Source organism: Anaerobiospirillum sp. NML120511 (genome assembly GCF_023050955.1).
GTDB lineage: Bacteria > Pseudomonadota > Gammaproteobacteria > Enterobacterales > Succinivibrionaceae > Anaerobiospirillum.
In genome coordinates, this window is sequence record NZ_JALKIK010000018.1 from 69,035 (window position 1) to 86,908 (window position 17,874).

At 51.5% G+C, this 17,874-nt stretch carries 11 protein-coding genes and 1 other RNA gene; 7 read left to right on the top strand and 5 right to left on the bottom strand.

Features of this window, described 5'->3' with window-relative positions; all coding sequences use genetic code 11:
- The 6 genes from trpC (at position 1) to MXE39_RS06680 (ending at position 6,822) form a co-directional block, all read left to right on the top strand.
- Positions 1–792 carry an indole-3-glycerol phosphate synthase TrpC gene (gene trpC, locus MXE39_RS06655; RefSeq protein ID WP_246977822.1) on the top strand — a complete coding sequence of 264 codons (792 nt, stop codon included), beginning with the start codon at positions 1–3 and terminating at the stop codon, positions 790–792.
- A gap of 227 nt (positions 793–1,019) precedes the next feature.
- A complete protein-coding gene (locus MXE39_RS06660; RefSeq protein ID WP_246977823.1) occupies positions 1,020–1,649 on the top strand; it encodes a phosphoribosylanthranilate isomerase in 630 nt (209 codons plus the stop codon).
- A 415-nt stretch (positions 1,650–2,064) separates the two neighbouring features.
- Positions 2,065–3,255, top strand: coding sequence for a tryptophan synthase subunit beta (trpB, locus tag MXE39_RS06665; protein WP_246977824.1), 1,191 nt, complete (start codon positions 2,065–2,067; stop codon positions 3,253–3,255).
- A complete protein-coding gene (gene trpA / locus MXE39_RS06670; protein WP_246977825.1) occupies positions 3,248–4,060 on the top strand; it encodes a tryptophan synthase subunit alpha in 813 nt (270 codons plus the stop codon). The genes trpB and trpA overlap by 8 nt, the downstream gene beginning before the upstream one ends.
- 1,043 nt (positions 4,061–5,103) lie before the next feature.
- Complete coding sequence (locus MXE39_RS06675) at positions 5,104–5,802, top strand: hypothetical protein (protein ID WP_246977826.1); 699 nt, start codon at positions 5,104–5,106, stop codon at positions 5,800–5,802.
- Between the two features lie 15 nt (positions 5,803–5,817).
- A complete protein-coding gene (locus MXE39_RS06680) occupies positions 5,818–6,822 on the top strand; it encodes a GGGtGRT protein (RefSeq protein WP_246977827.1) in 1,005 nt (334 codons plus the stop codon).
- A gap of 980 nt (positions 6,823–7,802) precedes the next feature.
- Here MXE39_RS06680 and MXE39_RS06685 read toward each other — a convergent pair.
- The 3 genes from MXE39_RS06685 to MXE39_RS06695 all read right to left on the bottom strand — a co-directional run bounded on the left by MXE39_RS06685 (position 7,803) and on the right by MXE39_RS06695 (position 11,042).
- Positions 7,803–8,414: a metallophosphoesterase gene (locus tag MXE39_RS06685; RefSeq protein WP_246977828.1), complete on the bottom strand. Its 612-nt coding sequence runs from the start codon at positions 8,412–8,414 to the stop codon at positions 7,803–7,805.
- A gap of 593 nt (positions 8,415–9,007) precedes the next feature.
- A non-coding RNA gene (gene ssrS / locus MXE39_RS06690) (6S RNA) lies at positions 9,008–9,207 on the bottom strand.
- Positions 9,208–10,022: 815 nt separating this feature from the next.
- A complete protein-coding gene (locus MXE39_RS06695) occupies positions 10,023–11,042 on the bottom strand; it encodes a tyrosine-type recombinase/integrase (protein WP_246977829.1) in 1,020 nt (339 codons plus the stop codon).
- 3,209 nt (positions 11,043–14,251) lie between these two features.
- Here MXE39_RS06695 and MXE39_RS06700 point away from each other — a divergent pair.
- Entirely contained in the window at positions 14,252–15,016 is a 765-nt protein-coding gene (locus MXE39_RS06700; RefSeq protein ID WP_246977830.1) for an MGMT family protein, read from the top strand.
- Positions 15,017–15,590: 574 nt separating this feature from the next.
- On the opposite strand, the gene MXE39_RS06705 is transcribed toward MXE39_RS06700, so the two are convergent.
- Together MXE39_RS06705 and MXE39_RS06710 are read right to left on the bottom strand one after the other, a co-directional pair.
- The gene (locus MXE39_RS06705; RefSeq protein WP_246977831.1) at positions 15,591–16,055 is read right to left on the bottom strand and encodes a (deoxy)nucleoside triphosphate pyrophosphohydrolase; all 465 of its coding nucleotides are present in this window, start codon (positions 16,053–16,055) and stop codon (positions 15,591–15,593) included.
- 1,083 nt (positions 16,056–17,138) lie between these two features.
- The gene (locus MXE39_RS06710) at positions 17,139–17,756 is read right to left on the bottom strand and encodes a hypothetical protein (RefSeq protein ID WP_246977832.1); all 618 of its coding nucleotides are present in this window, start codon (positions 17,754–17,756) and stop codon (positions 17,139–17,141) included.
- Positions 17,757–17,874 lie beyond the last annotated feature (118 nt).

Sequence of the window (17,874 nt, forward strand, 5' to 3'; positions counted from 1 at the left end):
ATGACCATTCTGGACAAGCTTGCAGATCATGCCCGTGAGCGTGTTGCTGCAGCATCTGCAGTGCTTCCTCTTGAGGCCTGCCGTGAGCGCGCTCTGGCTGCGCCAGCAGCCGGCTTTGCCTTTGAAAACTCACTTAAGGAGCGCAACAGCAAGGGTGAGCTGGCCATTATCTGTGAGTGCAAGAAGGCCTCACCATCCAGGGGACTGATTGCCCCTGATTTTCCTTATCTGGAAATAGCCCGTGATTATGAGGCAGCAGGAGCCGATGGCATCAGTGTCCTTACTGAGCCTCAGTGGTTTCTGGGCTCTGACAGCTATCTTGAGCAGATTGCAGCTCAGGTAAAGACACCATGCCTGAGAAAGGACTTCACCGTAGATGATTATCAGATCTACGAGGCCCGCCTGCTGGGAGCTTCCTGCATTTTGCTTATCTGTTCGCTGCTTAAGGAAAAGGAAATAGTGCGCATGCTCTCAGTATGTGAGGACCTGGGCCTGTCAGCTCTGGTTGAGGCTCACGACGCTGATGAGGTAGCTCTTGCCGTAAGAGCCGGAGCCCGCATGATTGGTGTGAACAACCGTAACCTCAAGGACTTTACCGTTAATACTGACAACTCACGCCGCCTGCGTGATCTGGTTCCTGAGGACAGAATATTTGTTGCTGAAAGTGGCGTACACAGTGCTGCTGATGTCACTCCTCTTAAGCAGACAGGAGTCAACGCTATTCTGGTAGGTGAAAGCCTGATGCGTGCAGACAACAAGGCAGCCAAAATCGCAGAATTTCGCAATGCCTGACCATTTGCACCTGGAGTCGGCGGCAGCCTCTGCTGCCACCGGCAGCATGGGGCAGCTGGAGCTGTCACAGGCTGCTGTAACAGGCTGCTGGCGCAGCCGCACCAGCGCGAGCCGGGCTCAGCAGGTATTGTCAGCTTAATAAGCAGTGCTGCACTGCTGCAGCACCTCTGAACTCCTGCAGATTGAGTCTGCAGGTAATAACTTTATATTAAATTTTGGAAAGCACTATGAGCACAGCATTAATCAAGGTCTGTGGTCTCAGGCGTCCGGAAGATATTCAATGGGCAAATGAGCTTGATGTGGATTTCGTGGGCTTCGTCTTTGCGCCGAACAGCCGCCGCTATGTCACTCCGGCTCAGGCTCTGGAGCTCAGACGTGAGCTTAAGAGTACCATCAGATCAGTGGGAGTACTGGTAAATGAGCCAGTGCTGTCCGTTGTTCATATGGTGACCAGTGGCGCCATTGATATTATTCAGCTTCATGGCAGTGAGGATCAGCACTATCTTGCTGATCTCAAAGAGGCTCTGCAACAAGCCGGTCAGGGAGGCACTCCTGTAATCAGGGCCTGCTCTGTCAGCTGTGAAGAGGATATTGCCCGGGCATGCCAGCTGGACTGCGACTGGGTGCTCCTTGACTCCGGAAGGGGAGGCACGGGGCAAACCTTTGACTGGGCCCTCGTGGCCAGCATGGACAGACCGTTTTTTCTGGCCGGAGGACTCAACTGTGACAATATTTCACAGGCTCTGGCTGCCTGCCACCCCATGGCAGTAGACGTCAGCTCGGGTATTGAGACTGACGGTGTTAAGGATTTTGCCAAGATGCAGGATTTTGTCTGCCGCGTCAGACAGTCGGCCTGAAGGGACCGGCCTTACAGCGCTCAGGCTGCTGCCCGTCATTGCACAGAGGGCAGCACAGACTGTAAGGTCGTCGGCACCTGAGCTGTCTTTATGAAAGTTCATGGGACAGTATCGTATGCCGGCAGCCGGCCCTCAGGTAATACTGCAGGCTTAGTAACCCGCAAATAATCAGCTCTGATGAGCCAGTGCACTGCGCAATCCATCCGCAGCCAGTGCGCGGTGCCATCCATCTGCAGCCAGCGCCCAGGAGCCATACAAATGGTGCCGATGACACCTGGCGAGGCGGTGCCAGCTGCAGCACCAGCCAGCGCCTGGCGCTGTTGCAGGCTGCGCAGCACGGTGCAGGGCAGATGTATGATGCGGGAATGCCCGGTGCAGGCCAGTGCGTGCGCCGGGTAAATATAAGGATTTTCCCATGACTAATTCCAAAGGCCGTTTTGGTGTTCACGGTGGTCAGTACATTCCAGAGACCCTGATGAATGCTGTTCTGGAACTTGAACAGGCCTACGAGCATTTTAAGAATGACCCACAGTTTCAGGCTGAGCTTCAGGAACTGTTTAACGATTACGCCGATCGTCCATCTTTGCTGTATTTTGCCCGCAAGATGACTGAGGAGCTGGGTGGTGCACGTATTTACCTCAAGCGTGAGGATTTAAATCACACCGGCGCTCATAAGATTAACAATGTGCTCGGTCAGGCTCTGCTGGCCAAAAAGATGGGTAAGACCCGTCTGATTGCAGAGACCGGTGCCGGTCAGCACGGTGTAGCCACAGCAACAGCTGCTGCCCTGATGGGACTTGAGTGTGTGGTCTTTATGGGCCGTGAGGACACAGAGCGTCAGGCTCTCAATGTTTACCGCATGAAGCTGCTGGGCGCTGAGGTGCGACCTGTCGACAGCGGTACTGCCACCTTAAAGGACGCTGTATCCGAGGCCATGCGTGAATGGTCCACCCGTATGTCTGATACTCACTACTGCCTGGGTTCAGTAATGGGTCCACACCCTTTCCCAACCATTGTCCGTGATTTCCAGTCCGTCATCTCCAAAGAAATCAAAGAGCAGATTCTGGCCAAAGAAGGGCGTCTGCCTGATGCCGTGCTGGCCTGTGTTGGTGGCGGTTCCAATGCCATAGGTGCTTTCTATCACTTTATAGATGACAAAGAAGTTGCTTTGATTGGCTGTGAGGGTGCAGGACGTGGTGTGGATACTCCTGAAACTGCAGCAACAGTTAATGTTGGCAGCCTTGGTATCTTCCATGGCATGAAGTCCTATTTCTGTCAGGACAAGTACGGTCAGATTGCCCCTGTATACTGCATTTCTGCTGGTCTTGACTATCCTGGCGTAGGCCCTGAGCATGCCTGGCTGCATGATATTGGCCGTGCCAGCTATGTGCCTGTGACCGATGAGGAGGCAGTAAGTGCCTTTGAGTATCTGTCCCGCACTGAGGGCATTATCCCGGCTATTGAGTCAGCACATGCCGTTGCCCACGCCATTAAGCTGGCTCCACAGATGGGCAAGGACAAGATCATTGTAGTTAACCTGTCAGGACGCGGTGATAAGGACGTAGCCTCCATTGCCCGCTACAGAGGAGAAGAGATCCATGAGTAAGATTTCTCAGGCATTTGCCAGTGGAAAGGCCTTTATTCCTTTTATCACCTGTGGTGATCCTGATATGGAAACCACCATCAAGGTAGTTAAGGCAGCAGCTGATGCCGGTGCTGATCTCATCGAGCTTGGTATTCCTTTTTCCGATCCTGTAGCCGAGGGTCCGGCCATTCAGTCAGCCAATATCCGGGCTCTCAAGAACAGAATTACTACCGATGACGTCTTTGATCTCGTCAAGAAGATGCGCGATGAAGTCAGCGTACCTTTCGTTTTCATGACCTACGCCAATGTAGTGTTCTCCTACGGTCCTGATGCCTTCTTTGAGCGCTGTCGCGAGGACGGAGTAGAGGGTGTAATTCTTCCTGATGTTCCTTTTGAGGAAAAGGAGGAGTTTGAAAGTGTGGCTCTGCGTCATGGTGTTGAGTTACTGAGCCTCATCTCCCCTACCTCCAATCAGCGTATTGTCAAAATTGCCCGTGAGGCCCGTGGTTTTGTCTACGTGGTATCTTCACTGGGAGTAACCGGAACCAGGGAGCAAATCAGCTCTGACATCAGTGAAATGGTCAGACTGGTGCGCGAAAACACAGACATTCCATGTGCTGTGGGCTTTGGCATTAGCACCCCGGAGCAGGCCTGGCAGATGGCCTCGCTCTCTGATGGCGCCATTGTGGGCTCAGCAATTATCAAGCTGATTGAGCAGCATGGCCGCGATGCTGCCCCATATGTAGGTGAGTACGTCAAATCCATGAAGGAGGCCGTACGCCGCGCCGATACTGACCCGGCTCCGGCTCCATCCTCAGCCTCATAACCAGATCAGTTCCGGCTGCATAGCATGGCTGCACAGTCACGCTGACTGCCATCATACCAAGGGTCATCTCCTGCAAAGGGGGGTGGCCCTTTGTATTAGATGCTTACTAAAACCAGCAGAGAAGCATGCAAACACGCTGACAACTGAATGAGCTCTGGCAGCGCCATGTCTCAAAACTGGAATGTACCATTGCAAGTGAGAGCTCTCAGTCAGGAACAGATGCAGCATGGAGCACGCAGCATGGAGCACGCAGGGGTTGCATGCAGTGTGTGCCACGCAGCTGTGGCACCAGCATGTGGCATGCAGCGTGGACTATGCAGCATGCGATTTGGCTAACAGCGTCGGCGGCAAAAGTGTGGATACATCATGTCTGGGGTTATAATCTGTTTCCTGTTTTAGAAAGTGTATGTCATTTCCCGGGAATGAATGTGATATTGCAGATGCTTTACAAAGTATTTTGTTGATGATGCTGGCAGGTTCAGTTGGCGGGTTTATAGCGGAGAGCTTAATGAGGCTGCTGATAAGGCGGGGTGCCCTTGCATAAATTGTTGTTTAATCGGCGGGAAAAATGATACCGGAATGATGGCTGAGCGTAGTGAGTGCAGGCTAACCACAGTAAGTCGTGACATGCAAGGGTTATTAATTAAATATGATGAACTAATGCCATGTTTTGTTGGAAATATTCAGCTGTCTGTGAGTTTTTTTGTTCATCTGGACATGCATTTGAAAATGGAATTTTGTCCAGACAATTCCGTCACAAGTACGATGAATATCAGATTTGTACGGAATTGAAAGTGATTTTTCATATGATCGGATTTCTCATATGGTGCAGAGCTTTTTCTAGATACGAAAAAAGATTTGAGCGAAAAAATCCCTTAAACAGGCGCCGGGCACGCATGCATGCTGCATTTAGTGAAAATCGTCCCTACCAAATTATCAAATAACCGCTATAATTGAATCGTTTTCTCAACTGGGGTCGACAGTTAGGGTCGGCAACGGTCATGGGGAATCGATGTTAGGATTTAGTCAATTAGGTATCGCAAATGATCTATTCACACGAAGTAGAGCAAATGTGCACCGTCAAGAAGGGTGCATACCACGGTCCTGCTCCAATCCCTGAGGAGGGTAAGTGGGTCCAGGCTAAAGAAATCAAGGACATCAGCGGTTTAACCCACGGTGTGGGCTGGTGTGCTCCTCAGCAGGGCGCCTGCAAGCTGACCTTAAACATTAAGGACGGCATCATTGAGGAAGCATTAGTCGAGACTATCGGCTGCACCGGTATGACCCACTCTGCCGCCATGGCTTCCGAAATTCTCCCAGGCAAGACCCTGCTCGAGGCCTTAAATACTGATCTCGTATGCGACGCTATCAACACCGCCATGCGCGAGCTGTTCTTACAGATCGTTTACGGCCGTTCCCAGACTGCTTTCTCCGAGGGTGGCTTACCAATCGGTGCTTCTCTTGAGGATCTGGGCAAGAACCTTCGCAGCCAGGTTGGTACCATGTTCGGTACCAAGGCCAAGGGTGCACGCTACCTTGAGATGACTGAGGGTTATGTAACCCGTCTGGCCTTAAATGACGAGAACGAGATCGTCGGCTACGAGTTCGTAAACCTGGGCAAGTTAATTGACCTCCTGAAGAAGGAGCCTGAGCTTAAGGGTTCAGAAGCAATTGCCAAGGTAAAAGGTCACTATGGTCAGTTTGATGATGCTGCCAAGTACATTGACCCAAGACATGAGTAATGAGGTGTACTAAAGATGGCTTTATTCGAGAGTTATGAGCGTCGTATTGACAAGGTCAACGCAGCATTAAACGAGAACGGTATTTCTTCCCTGGACGAAGCACGCAAGATCTGTACTGATCTGGGCTTTGATCCATATGAGATGGTACGTGCCATTCAGCCTATCGCATTTGAGAATGCCTGCTGGGCCTATGTTGCCGGTGCTGCCATTGCCGTTAAGAAGCAGGTAAAGACTGCTGCTGAGGCTGCCAACGCTATCGGTATCGGTTTACAGTCATTCTGTATCCCTGGCTCCGTAGCTGAGGACCGTCAGGTAGGTATCGGCCACGGTGGTCTTGGCGCCATGCTGCTGACCGATGAGACCAAGGTATTTGCCTTCCTGGCCGGTCACGAGTCCTTTGCTGCCGCTGAAGGTGCTATTGGTATTGCCTTAAATGCCAACAAGTCCCGTCAGACCCCATTACGCGTTATCTTAAACGGTCTTGGTAAGGATGCCGCTCAGATCATTTCCCGTATCAACGGCTTTACCTACGTACAGACCCAGTTTGACTATGCTACCGGCAAGTTAAACATCGTTAAGGAAATTGCCTACTCCAAGGGCAATCGTTCCCAGATTCGCTGCTTTGGTGCCGATGATGTTCGTGAAGGCGTTGCCATCATGCACAACGAGGGCGTAGACGTTTCCATCACTGGTAACTCCACCAACCCAACCCGCTTCCAGCACCCAGTAGCTGCTACTTACAAGAAAGAGTGCATGTTAACCGGTAAGAAGTACTTCTCCGTAGCCTCTGGCGGCGGTACCGGTCGTACCTTACACCCTGACAACATGGCAGCTGGTCCAGCCTCTTACGGTATGACCGACACCATGGGCCGTATGCACTCCGACGCTCAGTTTGCCGGTTCTTCTTCAGTACCAGCACACGTTGAGATGATGGGCTTCCTGGGCATGGGCAACAACCCAATGGTAGGCGCCACTGTAGCCGTAGCCGTTGCTGTTGACCACGCTATTAACAAGAAATAGTCTCGATACCTAAAAAGACTACTTTAGCGACAGAATTCCGTAGATTTCTGTTCAATCAATGGGCCGCAAGGCCCATTTTTATTGCCCGTAACCCGGAAGTTCAAAATCTCACCCCCAGTGGCCGCACTAAGCCATCAGCCCCATCCAACTGCATTCTCTCCGCCTCTGCTCTTCAATCCCATCCCACCCAGTCTCGTCTCATCTTCATCTCGTCTCACTCCACCCCTTTTCTCTCAGTTGCATGTGCAATGTACATCAATCTGCCCCCTGCGTAATGCTAATGCATTTCATTGAGCAGCAATCGAACAGCAAAATGCCTCCCCCTGTAAAGCTTCTGAGTGCATCAGCAGGCATTGAGATGCGGCAAGCACGGGTTTATGCAGTGCAATTACTGAAAATAATACTTTATAAAACTGTAAAGTTGTGACTGTAATTTACAGCTCCACCGCCAAATTCATGGTACTAAGAAGTGTAAGTACAGGTACAGCAATTCGCTCATATCAGGGAAAAATGACATGACATGACATGACAGTTAGAGGAATGCTGATGCAAAAACAATATACAAAACGTAATGGAATGAATATCTTTGCTCTGGTGAACCTGTAACAATGCAAAAAAGCTCGACAGCATCATCAGCTGCCATATTAACATGCATTACAAAATCATAATGTAGAGTGTTTGGAGGGGTTAATGTTCAGGTGCAAGCCGAGGTGCTTGTTGAGGTGACAGTGCAAGGAAATGGGGCAGCATGTATGCGTTAGGTTCAGGTCAGGGAGGTGGTCTATTGAGCGGCACATGGTCCTGTATTGCAGCTGCATAGAGGTATGCGCAGCATCCACCTAATAAAAGGCAGCACCACAGACAGTGCCGACTTTTGGGCAATGTCATTGATTATCTTTATTCTTTTAGAGAGCATTATGGAAAGCGCGGCCTTTTGCAGGTGTGGCTGAGAGATGAGGGTAAAGATCAGAGCGGCGATATTAATCGGACTGGGGATCACCATTTGTTGCCTTAATCTGGGCGTTTATGACAGAGCAGATACGGGAAAATGAAACCGGGCGGTAGTTGTTATTGTCTACTCCAACGTCGTACTGGGTAGGGTAAAGGTGCATTAACCTTGAGGACTCCATGCCTGTCATGCCGGCCTTGCTGTGCACATGGCCAAAGAGCTGCCAGACGTTGCTGTAGCCGCCATCAAAGCACAGGAAGGGGAAATGGTTCAGATAGATTTTCTGGCCATCGACCCTGATGCGCATCTGCATGCTGACAGCAGCAAAGCGTGATACCACCCTATCATTAAGTCCCCTGTCATCATGGTTGCCGACAATAAGGTAGATACGGCCGTTCAGACGCTCCAGAATACTAAGCCACTTTTGCGGCTTGCCAAAGCAGAAGTCACCAAGGTGAAAGACTGTGTCCTCAGGCCCTACGGTTTCATTCCAGTTGCTAATCAGCATCTCATCCATATGCGTGGCACTGTTAAAAGGACGGCTGCAGTATTTGATGATATTGGCATGGCCAAAATGTGTATCAGAAGTGAAAAACAGACCCTCACCTGGCAAGGTAAGCTCAGCAGCGTTTGGCGATGTCATAACAAATTCTCCTGCTAAAACACATAAGGGACATAAGGCATAGGCCGGGTCATAAGGATCAGTCCGGGTCATAAGGCATAGTCCTGATGCATAAGCACGTGCGGGTGGTCAGGATGACCCGCTTATTGTGCCTCAGTGCGGAGCTCAGTTCAGATGCCTTTGTATATTCTACCTGTAAGATCACGGCGCTGACGCAGGCTTGTTTAAGGTATGCGATCACGTTATGCCCTGTACCCTGAAATTTGCAGCGTGGCCGGGCACGAACAGACTTTTGCTCTTTGTCAGGCAGCAGACATTGATGGCGGCATGCTCTACGTCAGCAGCACGTCTGAAGAGGAGTATGTTCGGAGTCAGCAGCAGGTCTGAAGGGCTGTATGTTCTTTGTCAGGCTGCAGGCATGGTGAAGCCGGATGGCTGGAGCTGTTGAGGTCGGTATGGGATTGGGAGGGAGCTGACGGACGCCGTAACAGGCAGTGAGCAAGAAGAGCTGTGTAGGGGCTGCGTTATGGCAGAAGTGTGTAATGCAGGCAGGAAGTTCAGATACAAAAAAACCAGAGAAAACTCTGGTAATTTTGCTTGGAGAATATATAACTAATGGCCCCGGCCATGTCGCTGCCGTGTTCAGCTCCTTGAACCAGAAGTTCAAGGTGGGCTACCTGTGGCTCTTAAGGCTTCTCAAGGGACTACCCAGTTGGCTGAATAGTTTAGGCGTGCACAACGGAGCTCAAGAAGACGGCCCAATCTGTAATTATCGGCTCAGGGCAAAACTTGCTGGCGAACATACTAGAAACCATTAGCCGGTATTGCTACCGTGATTACATGATAGCACACAGGCACGTTTTTTCAATATTCGGGAGTGTAAATTAAGCAAATATAAGCCTTGAAAAGTGCTGTAAAATGGCGTTAACATGGAAGTTCGATGGGGCTGAAAAAGCACTTTTGCTTTTTCCATATCTATGGTGCGCAGCACGAACGCACGGGCACGGCGCGTGATAATCAGCTTTTAACCTGGACTTTTCATATCACCTGCAAGCCACTTTTCCCTCATCATTAAATCCAGATCCTGCTCCCGGGTTTAACTCCTGCCATAAGGACAGTATGCCTTTTACTCTGTCAGCGCCCGCACAACAAAATCCCTGTCATCCTGTCGTCCATCCAGTTATCCAAACCTTACTTCCTCTTCACTGACATCAGTTGCTCTCACAATCCGATTCCACCGTAATACAGCCTCAGGAGTTCCTGTCGTCCCTGGTCTGACTGGCAGAACCTGCTACGTCCTGCTCTGCGTAGTGGCCCGGCGTGGCCATGCCTGAGTCCGCATGACTCTGCCTGACACCGCATGCCTCTGCCTGACTTTGCCTTGCATGGATTCAGTCGGGATGGGCGGCCTGGTACGAAGTGCACAGACTGGCATTGTCGTTGTGTTGCGTGGTGCTCAGGCACGGCAGCTGTGTCTGTCGTATGCCGTGCGTCTTTGCATGTATGCATCACCTGTACAGCCCCAAAAGCACAGGGCCACACCAATGGTGTGGCCCTGGCCGTTGAGAGGCTGGCTGCCGTTGTCGTGCCATTTGTGTGGCCGACCGTACCTGGTCAGCTCTGCAGCTGTCAGGACTGGTTCTTTGAGTCTTTGGTACTGTCAGACATCAGTGAGCTTAGTCTGCGCATCAGCGTGCGGGTGCTGCGTGCGTTAGTCAGCCTGTTATGGTCGATAACACGGGTAGTGCTGACCAGAGAGTTATGTCCCATGTACAGAGCAATGGCCTCAACAGGAACGCCGTCTTCATAAAGGCGCTCAGCACAGCTGCGGCGGATTAGCAGAGTATTGACTGCCGGGAAGTCTGGATGGTCTTTTTGCAGCTTGTGAGAGTAGGTCTTGAGGATCTGTAAAACAGCTGCCGAGCCGGTGCGGGCACGCTCTCCTTTTCTGTTTACGAAGAACAGCGGATCATCGGGATTGAGTACGTCGCCGTGCTGCTCCTTGAGGAAGATATGTATCTGCTTAATCATGTCACTGTCCAGTCTTATGTCTCTTTGCTGATCGAACTCACCGTGGATATGCAGATAAGGCATGTCGCCGTCCAGATGCAGATCGCCTACGTTAAGACTGATGAGCTCATTGGCTCTGACACCGGTAATGTACATGAACAGAACCATAAATCTGTTCTTGTGACCAATACGGGTATCAGGGAAAGCAGACATCAGCAGGGAGATGCGGTCATTATTGAGATACTCATCAGGAGGTGGAGGACGTCTGATGGTGCTGACATTGAGCAGATCAAAGTACAGACGAGAGCAGTCCGTCTCTTCATGATAGTAGCGGACAAATTTGAAGTAGTTACGCAGACCGTTGAGACGGGTATTAACTGAGGATGCAGAAAGCTCCTTTTGCTCCAGCTGCCACTTGAGCCAGTCATTGAAGAACTCAAGGTCGATCTTCGCAGTATTGAAAGAAACCCGGGATACGTTCTTGTATTCGCAGAACTCAAGGAAGCAGTCCATGGACTGGACATACTTGGAGATGGTGTTGGAGTCATAGCCTTCATGCTTCATCCAGTCCTTCCAGCCATCAACCCATCTGGCTAAAGTACAGGAAGCTTTCCTTTCCTTATTTTGCTCAGAGGTCATGAAATCTCTCCTAAGAACAGTTATCCAGATCCTGAAAGCCCGGTGTGAGTGCAGGCGTAACAGTAAATCCTGATGCCCGGTGTGAGTGCAGGCGAAACAGTAAATTCAGATGCCCGGTGTGTGTACGGGCACAGCGGCAGTTCATCCCGGCATGTGAAAGGGATGCGCAACAAGATAGCGGGCAGTGATAAGCTGCCATATTGAGGTATTTGTGTTCAGCTTAGTGCGGAATAATGTGTAAAGAAAAGTTAAACAGTCAAGTATGTGTGATTATGAATGTGACGCGTAACGCAAAGATTCACCGCAGTACATATAAACGCTGTTTTCCGGCTCATTATTCCAGCATGTGAATTGTCTGCAACAGGCTTGCAGGCCGCATATATTAGCAGCAGAACGTCAAATCTTCAATGTCATTACAGGCAAGCAGAGAAGCTCCGGCGACAATGGTGCAACCGGTAACATTGGACCTTGAGGCTTACTGTACCGGCAAATTATCTCTGTAACAGCTACAGCTGGCCTGAAATCCCATATCTGGGCGATTTTTACGCCCATATTAACGCCCACGTTACAGCGCCCTGTCTGGCATATTCCCGTCCCTGCACATCGTATCGCTCCTGGTCTGCAACTGCACTTTATCCTTGTGTTCTTACTTTGTCTTCTTTTCCCTGATTTATCTTTACGTCAGTCATAATATTTTGTAAAGCATTATCTTTACTTGCAGTCCTGGTCGGCAGCTTGTCAGCGGTGAGCGGTTTGGCCTGCGATATAAACAGCCGCATAAGCAATACTTATCATTTCTTCCGGCGTACACATCTCATATGTAATCAGTCAGCGTCTGTCTGGCACCTGCGTAAGCGCCACCCTTTTTAGTAACCTTGGACACAACGGCATACTGGAGATAAGTAGCATGCAGGACATCAAAGGGCTAAGTCGCATGCCAGCAGCCATATAAGAGCTGAAGCTGCAAGGGAGGCACTGGCACATATGTGTTTCATGCATGCAGTCGGACAGGCATGTATGCAGGCAGGCGTGCATGCATGCATGCGTGCTTGCAGCATTCATTTATCACATCATCGCATAGCATCGCATCACGTCACCTCGACGCACCTCACCCATTCATCCATTAATCCATACATCCATTCTGAGATTAGACGTTGTGCACTCGTGCTGCATCATCACTCTCAGCATGCAGGCATCTTGCTGTCTGATTAATCAAGGGGCCTTGAGGCATATTGGGCTGGCCTGTCAATCTGACCTGCAGGAGTCAGTATTGCCGCCTTATCTGACCTGTCTGCCCGGTGAGGTTAGACGGGATGGCGTTCTTTCTTTATGTATACCCATTATGCGAGCAGGAGTGAGTCACCACAGCACTGCCCGGGTTAAGGCCAGCCTGCGGCAAATGCGGCGACTGTGGTTGAGGCTGGTCATGGAGGGCGTGCATCTTATCGGAGGGCAGAGCTCAAAATGGTCATATCCAGGTGGGCGGGACGCGGGCTGGGGCCTGGACAGGTGCTCAAGCCCATGCCGCAAAACAATTGTTATGTTCACTTTTCAATCGACATTATTGCTCATGCGTGAATTTTTATGTGTAAACCGCAAATATGAGAATACAGATTTGTGCTCGTGGAATTTATGACTTAATTATTGTCTGATTCAGAACAATGCCACGTGCTTAAATATATTGAACGCATTCCCTAATTTTATGCGGAATTTATGAAAATCGACATATTTAAGGGATTCCTTACTAGATATATCATTGATATATTGCAAACAAAGCATATATCAACAGGGCTGCTAAGTGGCGCTGATAACGTGATTTTGCTCACAAAAAATATCATTTTAGGCGTAATTCATATGGTAGAATTTACTCCAATTAGTGTTGACGTTAATGCTGTCAGGTAAGCTACCTGGTAGCGCTGGGCCTCTCCAAACGTGAGGGGCCTTTCCTAAGCACTGACAGTTCTTATCAGGCCAGCATGAGCTTAATTAAGTGGGTTCCATGCTCTGGCAGCTTAAACTCTACATCACCAGTCAGCCACAGTGCTGATAACAATTCACTACGGGTGCAGAAGCCTGGCAATGTCTTCTTGCTTACAGGCCTTCTTATCAGAATTCAGTTTCTGAATGCTACTCTGACCTGCATGATTACCAGTCAAACAAATCATGAAGGTCGGAGCTTTTGTCTTTGCGTTTTCCAGGTGCGCCCTCGCCTCCCCCACAGCTCCCTTTACAGCCACTGCCTGTCATCACTGGCATGTCTGTGAGTTTACAGGCCTCCAGGTCTTTCACCGGCGCCTGCATCCTCTGCCCATACCCATGCCATATAGCCCAGAACAGCCGGCCTTTACGCTGGCCTTGCTATGGTCATATGCCCTGTCTTCTTATCTCTGAGCTGCCCATACACTCGCTATCCTGCATGGCATGCAGGCCTTGCCATGGTCCCACCCTGGTCATAGTCCCAGCGGGTTCATGTGCCGTTGTCATGATTATGGCCAGCAACATCGCTCTGCCTGTGCCATCTTCACCGTCTTTTCAGCTCTTCAGGCTGCGAGCCCTTTCCGCCATTGATAAGATGGAACATGCCTGAGAGCCAATCCATCCCTTAGATCGATCCTGTGCCTGTAGCCGTATCCCAGCCATTCTCTGGCAGCTGACATGGCTGTTGTCTCTGACCTTGCATTACATTCCCTTGGTTCTTGCCCCCGGCCCTTGCCTCTGCCCCGCCCTTGCTTTTGTTTTTGAACTTGCCTTTGTCCCTGCATTGTATTTACTGTTTTCTCCGGCAGGGGCGTTGTGATGATCGAGAATATGCAAGCAAGTTGAGGGGGCTTTGCAGCAGTGCTGTGATCTTGTTCCATTGAGCTGTCTGCATGACTGTCTGGAGGTCAGGTGATAATGGACAATGTGATCCTGCTATGTGCGCCCCGGTGTTTGCTGGTACAAGTGCACGCCTTTATTGGAGCTCATACCTTTAAGACCTGTCATACTGCTGCAGTCAGCTTATACTTTCATGCAGTTACTGTGTTACTGCCTGAGTCAGGAGCGGGCATGTGGGCAGGCCCCCTTGCGTATCATGAGCGACCGTGCAGGGCGGCTGAAGTATGAAATAACACTCTCTTTAATGTTTTAGTTGTGAGACGTCAATGGCTGAAAACGAGGACTTATCAGACAGATCGTTTATGTGCACTTTTGAAACTGTGCTGGGGACCATGAGCATTATCTTTTCATGGCAGGGAGTTCATGTGCTGCACTCGGCTGAGCGTGCTGCCTTGCTGTCTTCCAGAATAAGCAAACTTGATCATGGCAACGAGCCAGTAGAGATCAGCGTAAAAGAGCTTGCTGACATGGCAGGTCCAGGCGAATCTGTTCTTTTGTCTCTCAGGGATTGTGAGGCTGAATATGCAGCCAGGAGCAGAGTCGGGCGCTGTGCAGTTCATACAGAGAAACTTCAGGCTGTTGCAGCCAGGGCTGCAGGAGCGGTAAGTCTCATTGAGGATATGGGACGTGGCAGAAAGTCCAGAACGGCCTGCAGCTTTGCCTCTGAGCTCTATGCTCTGCAGCTGCCTTTATGCCCTGAAAAGCTGGTCTCACCCACAAGCGCAGCTGTCCTGCATGCCCTGGTCAGATTCAGTCGCTGTTGTCCCCGGCAAACCCTTACCTATAAGGAGCTTGCCCGGCTGGTTAACTCAAAAGCTCAGGAGTATGGCTGTATAGTCAGTCCCGGACTTGATATGGTGACCGGGAACAGAGCTGTTCACGGCCTTGAGAGCGAGCCCGTCACTACTGTACCAGTACATCACAGGGCCGTAGCCATGGCTTTGAAGAACAATCCTGTGCTCCTGCTCATACCCTGCCATATGGTGGTGCCATCTGGCAGCAGCTTTAACCCGGGAGGCTTTGTGCTGGGTACCAGCGCCAAAGAAAAACTGCTCAGACTCTGGCAGGCTGATATTTGCAGCATCTCTTTGCTGTAGTACCTGACACAGGGCACAGCTCTTTGCTGTAGTACCCGTCACAGAGCACGGGCCTTTGCCGGGTGCTGCCCGGACTTTGGAACACGATCACTTGGCGTGAGGCTTTCCTGCATGAAAGACAGCGAGCCTTGCTGCATGAGTGCCGTCCTGCCTGCAGCTGCACAGCTCAATGCAGCCTGCGCTTACTGTCAGACACAGACTATGGCCGTGTATGGCAGCATGCTGTGCATTAGCCTGTGTATGGCAGCCAGCTGTGCCTTAGCCTGAGACTGGTATGGTCTGCCGTGCCGTAGCCTGTGGCCGGTATGGTCAGGAGGGCCGTGTGGTCCTGCTCAAAAGAGCAAAGCCACACCTTGAGGAGGTGTGGCTTTGTCAAAGATGGCCTGTCCGGGGCCGCCGCTGTCCTGGCTCAGGCAGTCAGATGCAGCCGGCCTGAGGGCGGCATTGCTATCAGGGCCCTGCCTCAGCTATCAGCCCGTAGCGTCCGTGCCTGGTGGGCGGTGCTGGCTAAAAGCCATGGTATGGGCCTGAGTGCTATGGGCCTGACAGGAGGCATTCGCTATGTCTTTGGGCTCTATGAGGCTATGGAGCGCCCTTTGGCTGTGGTGACACTGGTATGAGCCTGCATGAATTTGCGGATATTCGGCAGGAAGGCGATATCTGCAGGGGCAAATTCCACACTGTCCATTTCATCAGGGGTAATCCAGCGCAGCTCGGAGTGAGCCTCTGAGGCTGTGACCTTTTCACCGGGCATCATGTGACAGATGTAGACATCCATTGAGAGGTTAAAGTCATCGTATTCGTGGTTGCAGGTCAGGAAGTAGCTGTCCACGGCAATTACGCAGCCCAGCTCTTCATGGACCTCACGGGAGCAGGCAGACTGGGCGCTTTCGCCAGCCTCAATCTTGCCGCCGGGAAATTCCCAGTACCCGGCCAGATGACGGCCCTCGGAGCGGCGGGCAATCAGAAAACGGTCATCCTGAACAATCAGAGCAGCAGCTACACGTACGGTCTTTTTCTGCTCGGCTGGCTGTGTCATAGCAATTCTCCATTAGGTGGGCGAAGCTGAAAGCTTAAGGGTATTGTTGCTTACAGATATCCCTGTCTTCCATTGACTGTATTGTATAGCACCAGGCCCCGGCCCGACACGTCCTCAGGCCCTGATGCAATTTTTTCTGATAACTGTCGCTCCCCGGCATTGCAGTGCGTGCTCTGCCAATGCCTTACTGAGAGGCCGCTCAAGCCCCACATCCCCTGCTTAAGAGCCCTGCTGTCTGCTCAGATACCCCTACCACCCTCTCATACATGTCATCTGCTCACAGGAAACTCACGGTCCGCAAGGACTGTCCAGTGAATCTGCCGCATGCCCGACGCTGCAATGGCTATCCCGTGAATTTGCCCACTGCCCGACGCTGCAAGGGCGGTCCTGTGCATCTGCCGCATATCCGGCGATGCAAGGACTGTCCTGTGAATCTGCCGCATGCCCGGCGCTGCAAGGGCTGTGCTGTGAATCTGCCGCATGCCCGGCCCAGCCTGCCTGTACGGTGATGCTGATGGCTTTTTCAAAGTGCTGCAGCATGGTCGCTGGTCATATGCATGTCTGTGCACTGCAAGGCATATCCCTGCAGTCTGGCGCCTTTGTGTGCTCAGGATGAGCGCACCCGGATTGAGTCGCATTGCGGCAAATCTCCTCAAAATCACTGTCCAGGTGTTTTTCAGGGCCTTAAAAAGCAGCAGGGCAGCAGATCGAGTGTCGATACTGCTGCCCTGAGGGTCAGTGGCTGCTGCCCGGTCATGCAGGCCCTGCGGCGCTGCCGGAGCTGCGGTCACTGTGGTTGTGATGCTGCTATGCCATAAGCTCTGCTGTGCGTCCTGAGCTTTAGCTCTGCTTCACTGTATGTTCTGTGAGCTTTCCTGTAAGCACATCTGATGTGTGCACTGGCATGGCATATGAGGCCTGGTCAGGTAATGCAGGGGCTGCAGGTTCCAGGGACGGAGACTTGCATTTGCCGGCTCAGACAGCTGCAGGGGCTTTATGGCTCAGCCATGGCGTGGCATTACATGGTACGGCCGGGCATTACATGGTATGGCCTGGCATGGCGGACATCGTGGCCTTTTGTGCTTAGAGAGCACCGCCGCCAATTGGGCGTACCATCAGCTGCATGAGCTTTTCGTTACCGGTAAGGTAGCCCAGCAGCTGTCCTACGTTTTCCAGAGAGCCGGTGTAGTTGATGGTGTAGATAGAGTTGTCATCATCATACTGGCGCAGCCACAGAGCTACGTCCTGCTCGCTCTCACGGCCCTCAATAATGCAGGTACCGTAGGCAACTTCAGGCTTGGAGGTGAATTCAACACCATTGGCACGGTAGCCCTCGGCAGCAAGATCGCAGGTCTCCTTGATGGTAGGACGTACGGCCTTGTTGATGCGGACAGTTACCATGGTGGACTTGTCAGCCTTCTCAACAGAGATGGATGAATCAAGCGGGGCGTTGTTGAAAGTTACAACATTCCAGCCATCAGGGATGCCAAGTGCAAAGTACTCGGTCTGGTAGACCTTCTGGACGGTGGAGTAGAGCTCCTTGATGGAGGCATCCATGAACTCCTCAGGGGTGGAGATCTTCTCCGGTACAGTGCTGTTACCGGTGGCAGAAAGATCTGAAGAGGAGGATGAGGAGACACATCCGGTCACCATGGCAGCGCAGGCCACGGCAAATGGTAAAAAGAACTTGCTCTTAATCATACAAACTCCAGAGGTACCAGATAACAGGGTACCGATTAAACTCGTTTTCCGACCGGGCATGGCATCGTACCGTTCCCAGAGGACAGCGGCCACGGCGCAGTGCTGACAGCACTGTAGG